At 69.9% G+C, this 14813-nt stretch carries 17 protein-coding genes; 7 read left to right on the top strand and 10 right to left on the bottom strand.

The window, feature by feature from the left end; translation table 11 throughout:
* Positions 1–9: 9 nt before the first annotated feature.
* Positions 10–987, bottom strand: a complete 978-nt coding sequence (locus HD557_RS28970; RefSeq protein WP_196873949.1) for an FKBP-type peptidyl-prolyl cis-trans isomerase — start codon at positions 985–987, stop codon at positions 10–12.
* Between the two features lie 98 nt (positions 988–1085).
* Positions 1086–2447, bottom strand: a complete 1362-nt coding sequence (gene pafA, locus HD557_RS11280; protein ID WP_008356635.1) for a Pup--protein ligase — start codon at positions 2445–2447, stop codon at positions 1086–1088.
* Positions 2448–2591: 144 nt separating this feature from the next.
* Between pafA and HD557_RS11275 the strand changes: the two genes are divergently transcribed.
* Both HD557_RS11275 and HD557_RS11270 read left to right on the top strand, forming a co-directional pair.
* Positions 2592–3032, top strand: a complete 441-nt coding sequence (locus tag HD557_RS11275) for a VOC family protein (protein ID WP_196873948.1) — start codon at positions 2592–2594, stop codon at positions 3030–3032.
* A gap of 226 nt (positions 3033–3258) precedes the next feature.
* The gene (locus HD557_RS11270) at positions 3259–4149 is read left to right on the top strand and encodes a DMT family transporter (protein WP_196873947.1); all 891 of its coding nucleotides are present in this window, start codon (positions 3259–3261) and stop codon (positions 4147–4149) included.
* Between the two features lie 62 nt (positions 4150–4211).
* Here HD557_RS11270 and prcA read toward each other — a convergent pair whose 3' ends face one another.
* The 4 genes from prcA to dop all read right to left on the bottom strand — a co-directional run bounded on the left by prcA (position 4212) and on the right by dop (position 7716).
* A complete protein-coding gene (prcA, locus tag HD557_RS11265) occupies positions 4212–5054 on the bottom strand; it encodes a proteasome subunit alpha (protein ID WP_008356640.1) in 843 nt (280 codons plus the stop codon).
* On the bottom strand, positions 5051–5887 hold the full coding sequence (gene prcB / locus HD557_RS11260; protein ID WP_196873946.1) for a proteasome subunit beta: 837 nt from the start codon (positions 5885–5887) through the stop codon (positions 5051–5053). Before prcB ends, prcA begins: the two co-directional genes overlap by 4 nt.
* Positions 5888–5890: 3 nt before the next feature.
* Positions 5891–6088 carry a ubiquitin-like protein Pup gene (locus HD557_RS11255; RefSeq protein WP_008356645.1) on the bottom strand — a complete coding sequence of 66 codons (198 nt, stop codon included), beginning with the start codon at positions 6086–6088 and terminating at the stop codon, positions 5891–5893.
* Positions 6089–6204: 116 nt separating this feature from the next.
* Positions 6205–7716, bottom strand: coding sequence for a depupylase/deamidase Dop (gene dop, locus HD557_RS11250; RefSeq protein ID WP_196873945.1), 1512 nt, complete (start codon positions 7714–7716; stop codon positions 6205–6207).
* 200 nt (positions 7717–7916) lie between these two features.
* Between dop and HD557_RS11245 the strand changes: the two genes are divergently transcribed.
* The 3 genes from HD557_RS11245 to HD557_RS11235 all read left to right on the top strand — a co-directional run bounded on the left by HD557_RS11245 (position 7917) and on the right by HD557_RS11235 (position 9558).
* Positions 7917–8543 carry a GNAT family N-acetyltransferase gene (locus tag HD557_RS11245; protein ID WP_196873944.1) on the top strand — a complete coding sequence of 209 codons (627 nt, stop codon included), beginning with the start codon at positions 7917–7919 and terminating at the stop codon, positions 8541–8543.
* Between the two features lie 6 nt (positions 8544–8549).
* A complete protein-coding gene (locus tag HD557_RS11240; protein ID WP_196873943.1) occupies positions 8550–9170 on the top strand; it encodes a class I SAM-dependent methyltransferase in 621 nt (206 codons plus the stop codon).
* Between the two features lie 136 nt (positions 9171–9306).
* On the top strand, positions 9307–9558 hold the full coding sequence (locus HD557_RS11235; protein ID WP_008356654.1) for a hypothetical protein: 252 nt from the start codon (positions 9307–9309) through the stop codon (positions 9556–9558).
* A 30-nt stretch (positions 9559–9588) separates the two neighbouring features.
* Here HD557_RS11235 and HD557_RS11230 read toward each other — a convergent pair whose 3' ends face one another.
* Positions 9589–9930, bottom strand: coding sequence for a hypothetical protein (locus tag HD557_RS11230; protein ID WP_196873942.1), 342 nt, complete (start codon positions 9928–9930; stop codon positions 9589–9591).
* A 17-nt stretch (positions 9931–9947) separates the two neighbouring features.
* Positions 9948–10154 (bottom strand): hypothetical protein, encoded by a 207-nt coding sequence (locus HD557_RS11225; RefSeq protein ID WP_196873941.1) that lies wholly within the window; start codon positions 10152–10154, stop codon positions 9948–9950.
* Positions 10155–10323: 169 nt separating this feature from the next.
* On the opposite strand from HD557_RS11225, the gene HD557_RS11220 reads away from it, so the two are divergent.
* Positions 10324–11493 carry a DUF2157 domain-containing protein gene (locus tag HD557_RS11220; protein ID WP_196873940.1) on the top strand — a complete coding sequence of 390 codons (1170 nt, stop codon included), beginning with the start codon at positions 10324–10326 and terminating at the stop codon, positions 11491–11493.
* Positions 11490–11951 carry a GDYXXLXY domain-containing protein gene (locus HD557_RS11215; RefSeq protein ID WP_196873939.1) on the top strand — a complete coding sequence of 154 codons (462 nt, stop codon included), beginning with the start codon at positions 11490–11492 and terminating at the stop codon, positions 11949–11951. The genes HD557_RS11220 and HD557_RS11215 overlap by 4 nt, the downstream gene beginning before the upstream one ends.
* A 19-nt stretch (positions 11952–11970) precedes the next feature.
* Here the strand turns inward: HD557_RS11215 and HD557_RS11210 are convergent, their stop codons facing one another.
* Together HD557_RS11210 and HD557_RS11205 are read right to left on the bottom strand one after the other, a co-directional pair.
* The gene (locus HD557_RS11210) at positions 11971–13155 is read right to left on the bottom strand and encodes a thiolase family protein (protein WP_196873938.1); all 1185 of its coding nucleotides are present in this window, start codon (positions 13153–13155) and stop codon (positions 11971–11973) included.
* Positions 13156–13177: 22 nt separating this feature from the next.
* Positions 13178–14812, bottom strand: a complete 1635-nt coding sequence (locus HD557_RS11205; protein ID WP_196873937.1) for a class I adenylate-forming enzyme family protein — start codon at positions 14810–14812, stop codon at positions 13178–13180.
* Between the last annotated feature and the right edge of the window lies 1 nt (position 14813).

The raw sequence follows: 14813 nt of genomic DNA, 5'->3' as shown, positions 1-14813 counted from the left end.
AGAGACTTTCTACTGCGGCGCCGGCGTGGCTTCGGCCTTGACGACGTCGATGACGAAGTAGAGCGTGCTGTTGGCCGGGATCCCCGGCGTGCCGCCCTGGCCCGGCTTCTCCTGTGAACCGTAGCCCAGCTCCGGCGGGATCTGCAGCAGAACACGGCTGCCGACCTTGACGCCCTCCAGGCCGTTGGTCCAGCCCGCGACCACCTGGTTGAGGGCGAACGGCACGGCCTCCTTGCTGAAGCTCTCGTCGAAGGGCTTCTTGGCGCCGTAGGTCATGCCGAGGTAGTTGGCCGTGACCGTCTGGTCGGTGGTGATCTCCTCGCCGTCGCCCTCGGTGACGATGACCCGCTTGAGCACGTCGTCGGCCTTCGGCTTGGCGATGCCGGTGAAGTCGAACCCGGTCGGCTTGCCGTTCTTCTCGACGACCTTGGGCAGCTCGGTGGCGGCCACGTCGTGCGGCGTCTTGTCGGCGGCGGCCTTGACCACGTCGACGACGACCAGCAGCGTGTCGTGGTTGCCGATGCCCATCTGCGGGTTGCCGCCCTCACCGAGCAGGTCGGCCGAGCCCACGATCGCCTCGATCCGGTCGCCGACCTTGGCGCCCTTCAGGATCGTGCTCCACGGCTTGTCCGCCGGGAGCTCCTCACCCTCGGCGGCCTGGCTCTCGTAGGCCCACTCCTTGTCCAGGGTGGTGGCGTTGCCGATGTAGATCTTGGCGAACACGCCGCGGTCCTTCGGGATCGCCTCGCCGTCGCCCTCGGTCAGCGTCTTGACCTTGGGGTCCTTCGGGTAGGAGATCGCCGACTTCCACTTCAGCGTCGGTGCCTTCTTGACGTCGGCCGAGACCGTGGCCCCGTCGAAGCCGGAGACGGTCTCGTCGCCGTAGCCCGTCACCTTCTCGCCACAGGCGACCAGAGCCGGGAGAAGCAGGAACACAGTCAGCGCGCCCAGCGCATGGCGCAGGCGAGGCCGAGGAGCAGTGGACACAGTGCAAACCTTCATGACGTGAAAGGAACGGACGACAGCGGAGCACACCATATCCGTACGGTGGTTGCCCCGTGGCGAAGCCACCCCGGGGCAACGCCTCACATGCCGTCGATGAGCCGCTGGACGCGCTCGTCGTACGCCCTCAGCGGGTCCTTGCACAGCACGGTGCGCTGGGCCTGGTCGTTGAGCTTGAGGTGGACCCAGTCCACGGTGAAGTCGCGGCGGCGCTCCTGGGCCTTCTTGATGAACTCGCCACGGAGCCGGGCGCGGGTGGTCTGAGGGGGCACCGACTTGGCCTCGAAGATCTTCAGGTCGGTGGTGGCCCGCTTGACCGCGCCCTTCTTCTCCAGCAGGTAGTAGAGGCCGCGGTTGCGGTGGATGTCGTGGTAGGCGAGGTCGAGCTGCGCGACCCGCGCATGGCCCAGCGGGAGGCCGTGCTTGGCGCGGTAGCGCTCGATCAGCTTCCACTTGATCACCCAGTCGATCTCGCGGTCGACCAGGGAGAGGTCGTCGGACTCGATCGCCTTCAGCCCGCGCTCCCACAGGTCGAGGGCCGCGATCATGGTCGGGTCGGTGATCTCGCGGCGGTCCACGAACTCCCGCGCCTTGCTCAGGTATTCGTTCTGGATGTCCAGGGCGCTGGCCTCGCGGCCGTTGGCCAGCCGCACCTTGCGGCGGCCGGTGAGGTCGTGGGCGATCTCGCGGATGGCCCGGATCGGGTTCTCCATCGTCATGTCGCGCATGACGACGCCCTCCTCGATCATCCGCAGCACCAGGTGGCAGCTGGCGATCTTGAGCATCGTGGTGGTCTCGGACATGTTCGAGTCGCCGACGATGACGTGGAGCCGGCGGTACTTCTCGGCGTCCGCGTGCGGCTCGTCGCGGGTGTTGATGATCGGCCGGGACCTCGTCGTCGCGGACGAGACGCCCTCCCAGATGTGCTCGGCACGCTGGGAGACGGCGAACCCGGCACCCCGCGGGGTGTGGGTGACCTTGCCGGCGCCGACGATCAGCTGGCGGGTCACCAGGAACGGGATGAGCACGTCGGCGAGCTTCGAGAACTCCCCCGCGCGGCTGACCATGTAGTTCTCGTGGCAGCCGTAGGAGTTGCCCGCGGAGTCGGTGTTGTTCTTGAACAGGTAGATGTCCCCGGCGATGCCCTCGTCGTGCAGCCGCTGCTCGGCGTCGAGGAGCAGCCCCTCCAGGATCCGCTCCCCCGCCTTGTCGTGGGTGACGGTCGAGATCACGTCGTCACACTCGGGCGTGGCGTACTCGGGGTGGGAGCCGACGTCGAGGTAGAGCCTCGCGCCGTTGCGGAGGAACACGTTCGAGCTGCGGCCCCAGCTCACCACCTTGCGGAAGAGGTAGCGGGCCACCTCGTCCGGGCTCAGCCGCCGCTGGCCGCGGAACGTGCAGGTCACGCCGTACTCGTTCTCGATGCCGAAGATGCGCCTGTCCATACTGAAACCCTAGACGGTCGGCGGTCACCGCGGAGGCGTTCGCAGGTACGACACGGCGAGCCGCGCCGCTCACCGGCACGCGGGCTCCGTTCCGCTGCCGGAGGCGTCCGTCACAACGTCGAGCAGAGTACGAGGATGGCAGTCATGACACACCTGTTGCGGTTCGACCACATCGGCGTCACCGTCGCCGACATCGAGAGGGCCACGGACTTCTTCGTCGCGCTGGGCCTGGAGATCGAGGGGCGCACCTTCGTCGAAGGCGAGTTCATCGACACCGTCTGCGGGATCCCCGGCGCCCGCTGCGAGGTGGTCATGCTGCGGCCGCCGGGCGGCGGGACGGCGCTCGAGCTCGCCCGGTTCGTACGTCCCGACCACGTGCCCGGCTCACCCGAGGCGATGGCCAACGAGCTGGGCCTGCGCAACGTCTGCTTCGAGGTCGACGACCTGGACGCGGTCCTCGAACGGGTGGCTGCCGACGGCTACGGCCTCGTCGGGGGCGTCGGCGTCTACGAGAACGTGGTGCGGATGGCGTACGTGCGTGGGCCGGAGGGCATCGTCGTCTCGCTCTCGGATCGGATCGGCTGACCCGGGAGGTCACCCCCAAAAGACGGCCGCAGAAAAGGCCGAGCCTGGGCGCCGCGGCGTGTGACACACTTCCCGCCATGACCTCGAAGCACCTCGGCCTGCTTCCGCCGCCGGTCGTCTGACCGGAGCGGCCTCGCCGATCTGACGCTGCGAGCGTGGATCGGCTCTCCTCGGCGTGCTCCAGACGCTGCCCTCTTCGTCCTGTCGAACCTGGAGCACCTCTTCGATGTCCACTCTCTGCACCCATTTCGGGGCCCGTCTCGGGCTCGTCCAGATCTGCCTCGCCGGGGTCCTGTGGGGCACCGGCGGCCTCGTCCTTCAGATCGTCCGTTCGATCACGCCGATGTCGGTGCTTACGGTGAGCGCCTACCGGATGCTGATCGCAGCGGCCGTGCTGCTCGCCGTCCTTGCCCTCGTCGGCCGCCTGCGCGACCTTCGTCTCGACCTCCGCACCGTGATCGTCGGTGCCGCCACGGGCCTGTACCAGGCTCTCTACTTCGGCTCCGTGGTCGCCGTCGGCGTGACCGTGTCCACCGTGGTCAGCCTCGGAATCGCCCCCGCGATCCTGCTGGCCGGTGAGGCCATCGCGGCACGACAGCGGCCCACCCGCCGACAGCTCGTGGTGCTGGCGACCGCGCTGACCGGACTGGTCCTCGCCTCGGCCTACGCCGGCAGCGGGGCCGGCGGCGAGCGGCCGATGACCGGGGTGCTGCTCGCGATCGCGTCCGGATCCGCCTACGCGCTCACCACTGCGGTCGGACGTCCGCTCGCTCAGCAGCGCAGCCCGCTGCTGGTGACCACCGGCGCAACCTGCGTCGGTGCCCTGGTCCTGGCACCGCTGGCACTGCTCGGCGGCGGGACGCTCGGCTCCTCCTCGGTGACGGTGTGGGCCTGGCTGGTCTATCTCGGTGTCGCGACGATGGCGCTGGCGTACGGGCTGCTCTATGCCGGGCTGCGCACCACCCGCAGCAGCGCGGCCACCGTGGCCAGCCTGATGGAGCCTGTCGCCGCCGCGATCGCCGCCGCAGCGGTCCTCGGCGAGCGTCTTGCCGGGCCGGCGGTCGCCGGGGTCGCGCTGATCCTGGTCGCGATCGCCGGTCTCGGACAGATCGGGTAGAACACGAAGCCGGGGAGTCTCGGGCGCATCTGATCGCGCCCGAGACTCCCCGGCTCCTCGTGTCAGTCGAGCGGCGGAGCGATCGGCGGCTCGCCGTCGTCGTCGGCCGGCGGCGCCAGCGGCGCCTGGTCGACGGGCTTCTCCGCGGGCTTCTCGGCAGGCGCCTCGACCGCGGCGGGCTTCGCCTCCTCGACCTGCGGGGTCGCGGTCGCGGAGCCGAGGATCTCGACCAGCGTCGCCGGCCGGATCCTGCGGAACTTGCGCGGCTGCGTGCGCGTGCGGTCGAGGACCGCGACCTCGAGGTCCTTGGCGGCGATCTCGCGGTCGTCGGTGTCGGTGTGGCCGAGCGCCGCCACGGCCAGCTTGATGGCGTCCTCGAGGGTGGCGCCCTCGGTGTAGCGCTCCTTGAGGTAGCCGCCGACCGCCTCGGCCGCACCGCCGATGGCGGCGAAGCCGTGCTCGTCGACGACCTGGCCGTCGTAGGTCAGCCGGTAGAGCTGGTCGGCCTCCGCGGTGTCCCCGATCTCGCCGACGAACAGCTCGACCTCGTAGGGCTTCTCCCCGCCCGAGGAGAAGATGGTGCCGAGGGTCTGGGCGTAGGCGTTGGCCAGGCCACGACCGGTGACGTCGCGCCGGTCGTAGGCGTAGCCGCGCATGTCGGCCAGCCGAACCCCGGCGATGCGGAGGTTCTCGAACTCGTTGTAGCGCCCGACCGCGGCGAAGGCGATCCGGTCGTAGATCTCGCTGACCTTGTGCAGCGCCGCCGAGGGGTTCTCGGAGGCGAACACGATGCCGTCCGCGTACTGCAGCGAGACCAGGGCGCGGCCCCGGGAGATGCCCTTGCGCGCGAAGTCCGCGCGGTCGCGCATCAGCTGCTCGGGACTCACATAGAACGGAGTGCTCATGGGCGACCCTCCAGCTCGGCGATGGGACCGTCGGGCCGCTGGAGCCTCCCGGCGATGACAGACTCCGCGACGGCCGCGACATCGGCGTCGGGCAGGGTGCGCCCGCCGTCGGCCGTGATCACGTGCACCAGCGGGAACAGCTTGCGGGACAGGTCGGGGCCACCGGTGGCCGAGTCGTCGTCGGCCGCGTCGTAGAGCGCCTGGACCAGGACCGCGACCAGGGTGTCCTCGTCGAGGTCGGTCCGGTAGAGCTTCTTGAGCGCGCCCTTGGCGAACAGCGAGCCCGAGCCGACACCGGCGTATCCGGTCTGCTCGTAGCGGCCGCCGGTCGGGTCGTAGCCGTAGATCTTGCCCACGCCCGCGTCGGGGTCGAACCCGACGAAGAGCGGCACCACGACCAGGCCCTGCATGGCCATCGCAAGGTTGCCGCGCACGAGCGCGGAGAGGCGGCTGGCCTTGCCCTCGATGGAGAGCGTGGTGCCCTCGATCTTCTCGTAGTGCTCCAGCTCGGTCTGGAAGAGCTTGACCAGCTCGACCGCGAGGCCCGCCGAGCCGGCGATGCCGACCGCGGAGTATTCGTCGGCCGGGAACACCTTGCGCATGTCGCGCTCGGCGATCAGGTTGCCCTGGGTCGCGCGCCGGTCACCGGCGATGATCACGCCACCGGGGAAGGTGGCCGCGACGATCGTGGTGCCGTGCGGGGCGATGTCGCCCAGGTTGCCCGAGACCGGGTTGTGCCCCGGGAGCAGCTCTGGCGACTGGGCGGTCAGGAAATCGGCAAAGGACGAGGTACCCGGCGTCATGTAGGCCGCCGGGATGCGGGACTCCGACATCTGCTACTGCCCGCCCTTCTGGATGAAGGACTTCACGAAGTCCTCGGCGTTGGTCTCCAGGACGTCGTCGATCTCGTCCAGGATGTCGTCGACATCGGAGTCGAGCGCTTCCTTGCGCTCGTTCACATCGGTCTCGGGCGCGGTCTCGACGGACTCCTCCGTCTCGGAGGACTTCTTCGGCTGCTTCTGCTCCTGTGCCATGTCTTCAACCTATCCACTAGCACCGACAAACCTGAGGAAACAATGCCCGATTTCGCTACGGGAGGAAGCAGAAGTCGGACGTTGGACCGAGATGTGGCACGGTCGTGATCTACGGATCAGGAACCGGTCAGCCGGTTGAACAGGTCGACCGCGGTGTCCGAGGAGTCGAGGAGCCCGCCCACGTGCTTCTTGGTCCCCCGCAAGGGGTCGATCGTCGGCACCCGCTGCAGCGACTCGCGCCCGGGCAGGTCGAAGATGACCGAGTCCCAGCTGGCCGCGGCGACGTTCTCGGAGTACTTCTCCAGGCAGCGACCGCGGAAGTAGGCGCGGGTGTCGGTGGGCGGGTCGTGCATCGCCTTCTCGACCAGGTCGTCGGTCAGCAGACGCTCGATCCGGCCGGCCCGGACGAGACGGTGGTAGAGCCCCTTCTCCGGGCGGATGTCGGCGTACTGCAGGTCGATGAGGTGGAGCTTGGGGTCGTCCCACTCCAGGCCGTCACGGTCGCGGTAGCCGAGCAGCAGCTTGTATTTCGCCACCCAGTCGAGCTCGTTGGCGCACTCCATCGGGTCGCGCTCGAGCCGGTCGAGCACCGACTCCCAGCGCTCCAGGACGTCCTTGGTCTGGTGGTCCGCGTCGGAGCCGTAGCGCTCCTGGACGAACTTCTTGGCCAGGTCCAGATACTCCATCTGCAGCTGGACACCGGTCAGCTTGCGACCGTCCTTGAGCGTGATCAGGGTCTTCAGCGTGGGGTCGTGGGAGACCGCGCGCAGGGCCGAGACCGGGCCGTCGACGCTGAGATCGCGGGTGATGTAGCCGTCCTCGATCATGGCGAGCACCAGCGACGTACTCCCGACCTTGAGGTAGGTCGAGACCTCGGCCAGGTTGGCGTCGCCGAGGATGACGTGGAGGCGGCGGTACTTCTCCGGGTCGGCGTGGGGCTCGTCACGGGTGTTGATGATCGGCCGCTTCAGCGTCGTCTCCAGGCCGACCTCGACCTCGAAGAAGTCGGCGCGCTGGGAGATCTGGAAGCCGTGCTTGGGGCGCTCCTGGCCGATCCCGACCCGGCCGGCACCGGCGAAGACCTGCCGGGAGACGAAGAACGGGGTCAGGTGCTTGACGATGTCGGCGAAGGCGGTGCTCCGGCGCATGAGGTAGTTCTCGTGCGCGCCGTAGGAGACGCCCTTGTTGTCGGTGTTGTTCTTGTAGAGGTGGATCTGCGGGTTGCCCGGCAGCCGCGCGGCCGCGCGGGAGGCGTCGAGCATGACCTGCTCGCCGGCCTTGTCCCAGCGCACCGCGTCGAGCGGGTTGGTCACCTCGGGGCAGGAGAACTCCGGGTGGGCGTGGTCGACGTAGAGCCGGGCGCCGTTGGTGAGGATGACGTTGGCCAGCCCGAGATCCTCGTCGGTGAGCTGGCTGGGATCGGCCACCTGCCGTGACATGTCGAAGCCGCGCGCGTCGCGCAGCGGTGACTCCTCCTCGAAGTCCCAGCGCGCTCTCCTCGCCCTCAGGGTCGAGGATGCGTACGCATTGACGACCTGGCTCGAGGCCACCATCGGGTTGGCCTGGGGCTGTCCGGCCACGGAAATTCCGTATTCGACCTCCGTGCCCATCACCCGTCGTACGCTCATGCCTGCAAGGCTACCGGCCACGTGCACGAGTGCACGTGAGCATCCATACGCCACGCTGAGGTTGCCCGAGGTTGTTCGGCTGGGCGGCACCGGGAGGAGACCGCTTGTGAAACGCCATGTCCGCGGGTACGTGGCCGCCGGTCGCCTCCGAGGTCTGGCCTGGCGGCGACGGCGGAGGCGGGTCATGGTGAGGTTGGGGCATGGGCACTCCTGAGATCCGGCGGGCCACCGCCGACGACCTCGACGATCTCTTCTCGATCTGTCTGCTGACCGGAGCATCGGGCGAGGACGCCACCGAGTTCTACGACGACCCCCGGCTGCCCGGGAACATCTACGCCGCTCCCTACATCGTCCTGCGTCTCGGGCTCGGTTTCGTGGCGGTCGACTCCGAGGGCGTCGTGGGCTACGTCGTCGGCACCCCGTTCACCCGCGCCTTCGAGAAGGAGTGCGAGGAGGACTGGTGGCCCGCGCTGCGGGTGGTCAACCCGGATCCCGGCCCCGACCACGACCGCACCGACTGGAACGCCCGGCTGCGCTCCCTGATCCATCGGCCGGTGCGTACGCCCGGCGAGCTGTTGAGCGAGTACCCGGCGCATCTGCACATCAACCTGCTCCCCCGCGCCCAGGGCCAAGGCGTGGGCAAGGAGCTGATCGGGATGATGCTCGGCGCCTTCCACGTCGCCGGCGTACGCGGTGCCCACCTCGGCGTCAGCACGGCCAACACCCGCGCGGTCGGGTTCTACCGGCGCGTGGGGTTCACGACGATCGCCGAGACCGAGGACACGCTGCTCCTCGGGGTCCAGTGGACCGGCGAGATGGAGGAGTGAGCTCTCATGGGACTCTGGGAGACCCGGGTGGTGCCCCACATCGTGGACCGCACCTGCGGTCTCCCGCAGCTCGAGCCGCTGCGCGAGCAGGCCTGCGACGGTCTCCGCGGCCAGGTCGTCGAGGTCGGCTTCGGCAGCGGCAGCAACATCGGGCTCTATCCGCCCGAGGTCACCGAGATCGTCGCCGTCGAGCCCTCCGACGTCGCCTGGGAGCTCTCCGCGACACGGCGTGCCGGCTCCTCGGTCCCGGTGAGCCGCGTCGGCCTCGACGGCGCCCGGCTCCCGCTCGCCGACGCCTCGGTCGACACGGGGCTGGTCACCTTCTCGCTGTGCACCATCCCCGACGTCGCGGGCGCGCTCGCGGAGCTGCGCCGGGTCCTGCGTCCGGGCGGGTCCATCGGCTTCGCCGAGCACGGCCTCTCCCCCGACCCCGCGGTCGCCCGCTGGCAGCATCGCCTCGACGGCCTCCAGCAACGCCTCTTCGGCGGCTGCCACCTCACTCGAGACATCCCGGAACTCCTGGCCGACCAGGGATTCCGGGTCGAGCTCCTCCAGCAGGACTACCTCCCCGGCCCGGCCCTCTCCAAGCCGTGGGGATACGTGTCCGCGGGGCGCGCTTCGGCGTGATGCGACGCACATTCGCGTCACTTTGACGATACCCAGCCGCAGCCGTCAAGATTTCTACCAAGCGAATCTTCGCCGCAACTCGGGACCAGCGAACCCGGGCCACCGCATGCACGTTTGAGAAAGCCTTCGCACCCTCGTGACCGATCTCTGGTCCTACGCCTTGACCCTTCTCGGAGTCGCCGGAACGGCGCTCGTCGGCAGGAAGGTCTGGTGGGCGCAGCACTTCCTGCTCATCACCCAGATCCCCTGGACCGCCTTCGCCCTCGTGACAGGGCAGTTCGGCTTCCTGCTCGGCGTGGTCCTCAACTCCGCCATCTACGTGTCCAGCGCACGTGAGTGGCGGCAGCAGCGACCTCAGCGCACCCCGGCTCCCACCACCGCGCCCTGAGGCTCGCTCGGTCGGGCTGTCACCCCCGCATCAGCGCTTGCGCGTACGCAGCGCGTGGGCGACGTTCACGCCGACGATACCCACCCAGGAGATCACCAGGGCGCCGAGGTTGTCGGTGACACCGAGGGTGATGCTGATCGGGATGCCGGCGACGGCCGACCCGGCGCCGAGCACGAACTGGAAGACCGAGGTGCGCGACTCGTTGCGCTCGGCGAGGGTGCGGGCGGCGGCGGTGGCCCCGACCCGCTCCTGGACGGTCTTCTCGATGCGATCGGCGAAGCCGGCGACCAGCTCGGCGTCGAAGGCGTCCCCCAGCTCATGGCGGGTCTCCAACCCCGCCTCGATGTCCTTGCGACCCATGTCGTCTGCCACGTCGTTCAACCTTAGGATCAGAAGCCGGGGCCGGCGTCCCCGAAGTTGTGCTGGATGTGGGTCCGCTCGGCCTGACCGTGTGCGGCCTGGACGCCGGGGTCGTTGTTCGGGTTGATCACGCCACCTGGCTCGGCTCGACCGGAGAGCACCCAGATCAGAGCCACGACGGCGACCGCGACGACGAGTGCCGCTGCTCCGACCAGGATCAACAACCACGCTGCCACGCGTCACTCCGTCCACACCACGCGGGCGTTTCCCGCGGATATCCGAAGGCTATCGCCGCTGCCCCGGCCCGCGCAGCCGAAATGACCGCAGGCGTCAAGGTCGCAGGACCCGATGAGTTGAGTACCTGGACTCACGCGCCGCTCGCCCACGATCCGCTGCAATGGTCACATGGACACAGACGTACGACCCGTCGCGCCGAGACGGCTCGGCTGGCTGAACGACGAGATCGACCGCTGGGTGAGCGAGGGCCTCCTCACCGGGGACACCGCGACGACGATCAAGAGGCAGTACGTCGCCTCCCGAGCCGGCTCGCTCACGCGGGTCGTCTCCTACCTCGGTGGCGCGTTCCTCGGCGTCGGGCTGGTGTGGCTCGTCGCGACCAACCTGGACGCACTGACCCCGCTGGTCCGGTTCGTCGGGATCGTCGTCATCTGGCTCGCCTTCACCGCCGCCGCGGAGACGATCCCGCTCCCCCGGCCCCTGCGCGGCGCGCTCCGCGGCATCGCGGCGATGAGCTTCGGCGGCGTCGTCTTCCAGGCCGCGCAGAGCCTCCAGGTACCGGCGTACGAGCCTTCGCTGGTGGGGATCTGGGGACTCGGAGCCCTCGGCTACGCCTACGCGAGCAGTGGCCTGGCGCCGCTGGTCGTCGGCATCGCGACCACGATGATCTGGTTCGACTGGCAGGTGGTGGCGAGCAGCGAGAGCACGTTCGCCGGCGTCTTCGCGGTGCTGGTCGGCGGGGTGGTCGCGACGGCCATCGCCGCGCTGCACGACCGGGGCCAGGAGGCCTTCGCCCAGGTGTGGCGGCTGGCGGGCGGCGTACTCGTCCTGGGTGGCCTCTTCGTCGCCGCCGTCCCGCAGATCGGCGACCGCGACCTCGCGTGGAGCCCCACGCTCCTCGTGGCGCTGGTGATCGCGGGGCTCCTGGTCGCAGCCGCGGCAGTGGGTACGGACGGGCTGTCGCGGTGGGAGGTGCTGGCCGCGGCGCTCATCGTGCCGGTCGGGCTCGCGCTGGTGGCCTGGGACCCGCAGGTCGACGACCTCGGCTCCGTCTCGGGCGAGGCGTGGCTGTCCGCCTTCGTCAGCATCGCGGTGTACGTCGTGGTCGCCGGTGCGGTCGCCGTCGACGGCTCGGTGCGCGACCAGACACTGCTGGTCGTGCTCGCCACGGGCGCGCTGGTCGTCTTCACCACCATGCAGAGCTTCGCGGTCTTCGCGCCGATCATGTCCGGCGCCACCCTCTTCCTGATGCTCGGCGTGCTCCTGCTCGCCACCGGCTTCGTCTTCGACCGCGCCCGGCGAGGCGTGGCCGCCAACCTCGGTGAGGTCCTCTCATGAACACCCGCACCCGCGTGGCACTCGTCAGCATCCTCAACCTCGCCCTCGTCGGCATCGCCGTCGCCGGCCAGCTCTCCGCACGCGCCACCGGCGAGGAGATCCGCCTCCGCGTCGAGCCGGTCGACCCGATCGACCCGTTCCGTGGCGCCTACGTCGACCTCTCCTATCCCGGCATCAGCTCGCGTACGACCAAGGAGGACGGAGATGCGTACGTCTCGCTGGCACCACGCGGCCAGGTCTGGGAAGCCACCGGCGTCGACACCGAGCGGCCGGCCGAGGGACCGTTCCTGAAGTGCCACGACGACGGCTGGCAGCTCAGCTGTGGCATCGAGAGCCTCTTCGTTCCTCAGGACCGGGCCCGGGAGATCGAGACCGAGGTCAACGGCGGCCACGCCGTCGCCGTGGTGAAGGTCGACTCGCGCGGCAACGCGGCTCTCGTCTCGGTCCAAGAGCGCTGACGGACGTCCACCGGGCGCATCAGTCGAGGCGACGGAACAGCGCGGCGAGGGCCTGCCCGCCGCCGATGCACATCGTGACGATGCCCAGCTCACCTCCCGTACGTCGCAGGTGCTTGACCACTCGCAACGACAGGATCGCGCCGGTCGCCCCGACCGGGTGGCCGAGCGCGATCGCCCCGCCGTAGGGGTTGGTGCGCTCCGGGTCGAGCCCCACGTCTCGCGAGACCGCGACGGCCTGGGAGGCGAAGGCCTCGTTGAGCTCGACGATGTCGATGTCGGCAGGGGTCAGACCGGTGCGCTCGAAGAGACTGCGCAGAGCGAGCGTCGGGGCGTACCCCATCAGGCCCGGCTCCATCGCCGCGGTCGCCACCTGCTCGAGCGCGACCAGTCCGGTCGCGCCGCGGTCACGAGCGGCCGACTCGGTCGCGAGCACGACCGCGGCGGCTCCGTCGTTGATCCCGGAGGCGTTGCCGGCGGTGACCGTACCGCCCTGAGCGAAGGCCGGCCGCAGCGCGGCAAGCACCTCCAGCGTGGTCTGCGGCTTGGGGTGCTCGTCGGTGTCGACGACGGTGACGCCCCGACGCCCCGAGATCTCGACGGGGACGATCTCCTCCGCGAAGGCCGCCTTCGCAGCCTCCGCCGCACACCGCTGCTGGGATCGCAGCGCGAACTCGTCCTGCTCCGCACGGGAGACGCCGTACTTCTCGGCCACGGCCTCCGCGGTCACCCCCATGTGTACGCCTCCGAACGGGTCGGTGAGCATCGCGACCGTGCCGTCGACCAGATCGCGGTCGCCGAGCTTGTAGCCGTTGCGGGCGCCGAAGTCGTAGAACGGCATCCGGGTCATCGACTCGTCGCCGCCGGCGACGGTGACCCGCAGGTCGTTCCAGCGCATCTCCTGAGCGGCCGACCAGATCGCCTGCAGCCCGCTGCCGCACAGCCGGTTGACGGTGAACGCAGGGACAGAGGTGGGCAGACCTGCCTCGATGGCGACCCTCCGGGCGTTGTACGCATCGGGTCCGACCTGGCCGATGCAGCCCATCACGACCTCCTCGATGTCGGCTGCGGCCACACCGGAGCGCTCGAGCGCCTCGGTGACCGCCGCCGCGCCGAGCCGGTGGGCGGGCACGTCCTTGAACTGGCCGCCGAAGCTGCCGATCGGGGTCCGGGCCCCGTCGAGCACGACGATGCGTTCCTTGGTCACTGTCTTCCTCCATCTGACCCGGTCAGGGCCGGGTCGTCGGCGCGGCCTCGAGGCGGTCGCGCAGGTCGGTCTTGCGGATCTTCCCGCTCGGCGTACGTGGCATCTCGTCGATGACCTCGAGCCGCTCGGGCAGCTTCTGGGTGGTCAGGCCGAGGCCGCGCAGGTGGGTCGTGAGGGCCGCCAGGTCGAGGTCGGCGCCGGGCGCGAGCACGACCCAGGCGCAGACGCGCTCGCCGAGCACGGGGTCGGGCACGGGCGTGACCGCCACGTCGGCGACGCCGGGCACCTCGGCGACCAGGTCCTCGATCTCCCGTGCGCTGAACTTCTCGCCGCCGCGGTTGATGATGTCCTTGATCCGGCCCTGCACCGTCAGCCAGCCACCGGCGTCGAGGCGCACGAGGTCGCCCGTGCGGAACCAGCCGTCGGCGGTGAAGGCGTCGTTGCGCTCGGCATCGACGTACCCCGAGCACAACTGCGGCCCGCGCCACCAGGCCTCACCGACCGAGCCGGACGGCAGGTCCGTGCCGGTGCCGGGATCGACGACCCGCCCCTCGGTCGGGAAGAGCCAGTGCCCCTCGGTGCCCCAGCGCTGGAGCTCCGGGTCCCACGGCGAGCCACAGCTGGCGTTGGGGCACTCGGTGGCGCCGTACATCCGAACGACCGTGCCGAGCCGCTCATGAGCGCGGCGGGCGAGCGCCTCGGGTACGTCCGCGCCGCCGCACACGATCGTCCGGACGTGGTCCAGACGTACGCCGCGGTCCTCCGCGATCGCGGTGAGGGCGGCCAGGAACGGGGTGGCGAAGATGAAGAAGGTCGTCCGGTCGCGCTCGACCACGTCGAACGCCTGCTGCGGGTCCCAGGCCTCCTGGAGGGTGACCGAGCAGCCGAACGCGACCGGGAAGAGCACGCTCAACGAGATGCCGGTGATGTGGCTGACCGGCGAGGGGTTGAAGAGGACGTCGTTCTCGTTGAGCCCGAACGCGCGCTGACAGATGTCGCCCGAGGCCGCGATCCCCTCGTGCGTGTGGATCGCGCCCTTCGGGTCGGCGGTGGTCCCCGAGGTGTAGATGACGAGCGCGACGTCGCCGTCCCGCCCGGCGCTCGCGAGCGCGGTCTCGACGTCCACCGGTTCGGTACGCAGCGCCTCCTCGAAGCGCTCGCCGCGTGCCCCGCCGCGTACCCACAGGACATGGTCGAGCCCGACGCCTTCAGCGATCAGGTCGGCGTAGAGGTCGCGGTAGGAGTATCCGCGGAACTCCTCGGCGGCGATCGCGAAGCGGGCACCGGTCTGGCGAACGATGAAGCCGACCTCGCGCCGGCGCAGGATGCTCGTCATCGGCACCACGACACCGCCGGCCATCAGCACCCCGTGGAACGCCACGACCGCCTCGGTCCAGCTGGGCAGCTGGACGGCGACGGCCTCCCCGCGGCGCAGACCGCGCTCGCGCAACCAGCCGGCGAGCGCGGCGGCTCGGTCCCAGAGCTGGCCGAACGTCAGCCGGGTCGTCGAGTCGCGGACCGCGACCTTGTCACCGAAGCGGTCGGCGCAGCGCCGCAGGTCGTCGGTGACGCTGGCCGCGTGCCACATCCCGGAAGCGCGGTAGAAGCGTTCGATCTCGGGGGTGGGACGCCAGGTGGGCGCGATCGGGCGAGACATC

The sequence above is a fragment of the Nocardioides luteus genome, assembly GCF_015752315.1.
In the GTDB taxonomy this organism is placed as follows: Bacteria; Actinomycetota; Actinomycetes; order Propionibacteriales; family Nocardioidaceae; genus Nocardioides.
Note: the sequence above shows the minus strand (reverse complement) of the source record. Positions and strands in the feature narration are given on the sequence as shown.

Excerpts from the sequence above, each read along its gene's own strand:
- HD557_RS11275 (WP_196873948.1), top strand. The coding sequence starts at position 2,592 with ATGACACACCTGTTGCGGTTCGACCACATCGGCGTCACCGTCGCCGAC.
- prcB (WP_196873946.1), bottom strand. The coding sequence starts at position 5,887 with ATGTCGGAGTCCCGCATCCCGGCGGCCTACATGACGCCGGGTACCTCG.
- pafA (WP_008356635.1), bottom strand. The coding sequence starts at position 2,447 with ATGGACAGGCGCATCTTCGGCATCGAGAACGAGTACGGCGTGACCTGC.
- dop (WP_196873945.1), bottom strand. The coding sequence starts at position 7,716 with ATGAGCGTACGACGGGTGATGGGCACGGAGGTCGAATACGGAATTTCC.
- prcA (WP_008356640.1), bottom strand. The coding sequence starts at position 5,054 with ATGAGCACTCCGTTCTATGTGAGTCCCGAGCAGCTGATGCGCGACCGC.
- HD557_RS11220 (WP_196873940.1), top strand. The coding sequence starts at position 10,324 with ATGGACACAGACGTACGACCCGTCGCGCCGAGACGGCTCGGCTGGCTG.
- HD557_RS11240 (WP_196873943.1), top strand. The coding sequence starts at position 8,550 with ATGGGACTCTGGGAGACCCGGGTGGTGCCCCACATCGTGGACCGCACC.
- HD557_RS11205 (WP_196873937.1), bottom strand. The coding sequence starts at position 14,812 with ATGTCTCGCCCGATCGCGCCCACCTGGCGTCCCACCCCCGAGATCGAA.
- HD557_RS11215 (WP_196873939.1), top strand. The coding sequence starts at position 11,490 with ATGAACACCCGCACCCGCGTGGCACTCGTCAGCATCCTCAACCTCGCC.
- HD557_RS11245 (WP_196873944.1), top strand. The coding sequence starts at position 7,917 with ATGGGCACTCCTGAGATCCGGCGGGCCACCGCCGACGACCTCGACGAT.
- HD557_RS11255 (WP_008356645.1), bottom strand. The coding sequence starts at position 6,088 with ATGGCACAGGAGCAGAAGCAGCCGAAGAAGTCCTCCGAGACGGAGGAG.
- HD557_RS11270 (WP_196873947.1), top strand. The coding sequence starts at position 3,259 with ATGTCCACTCTCTGCACCCATTTCGGGGCCCGTCTCGGGCTCGTCCAG.